This is a genomic window from Methylobacterium aquaticum (assembly GCF_001043915.1).
GTDB lineage: Bacteria > Pseudomonadota > Alphaproteobacteria > Rhizobiales > Beijerinckiaceae > Methylobacterium > Methylobacterium aquaticum.
The window spans coordinates 1-532 of sequence record NZ_LABX01000307.1; the positions used below are offsets into that span (position 1 = coordinate 1).

Annotated in this window: 1 protein-coding gene; it reads right to left on the reverse strand. The window is 70.9% G+C overall.

Annotation, left to right across the window (positions count from 1 at the left end):
- Window positions 1-114 (reverse strand): DEAD/DEAH box helicase (locus VP06_RS39150; RefSeq protein WP_197093327.1); only part of this gene is annotated, 114 nt, incomplete at its 3' end.
- Window positions 115-532 lie beyond the last annotated feature (418 nt).

Genomic DNA, 532 nt, shown 5'->3' on the forward strand with positions numbered 1-532 from the left:
CTGCATGGCCGGCGGGATCGCCTGGGCCTGGATCGGGGTCGGCGTGACGTAGCCGGCCTGGACGAGCGCCTTCAGGATGGGCGCCGCGAGGCCGAAATCGGTGAACTGGGTCAAGGGAGTCTTCTTGGATCTTGGCAGCGGGATCGCCGCAAGGCGCGCGCACCATGCACGGCCTTCATCGCGATCCGATGTCAGGAGACCGCCCGCGTGATGGAGCGATCCGAGGGACGAGCGATTAAGAGAGGGCCGGGCCTGCCGCGCAGGTGCCGCGGCGAAATCCGTCACGCAGCCCTCTCGAGCGGACCGCGATCGGCCGCTGACGCTGCAAGCCGCCATATGGCCTTGTGCGGGTGCGAAGTCAATTGGTTGACCCTGTGCCAGGCACGCGGCACCGGTGCGGGGGATGCGTGCCTGGCACACGCAGTACCGTCCGGCGGGCGCTTGCCCGCGGGCCGCGGCCGGTGATTGATGCAGCCGGAGACGTCCTCGGCCGGAGCCACCGCCATGCCTGCCCGCCACCCCGCCCCCGCCC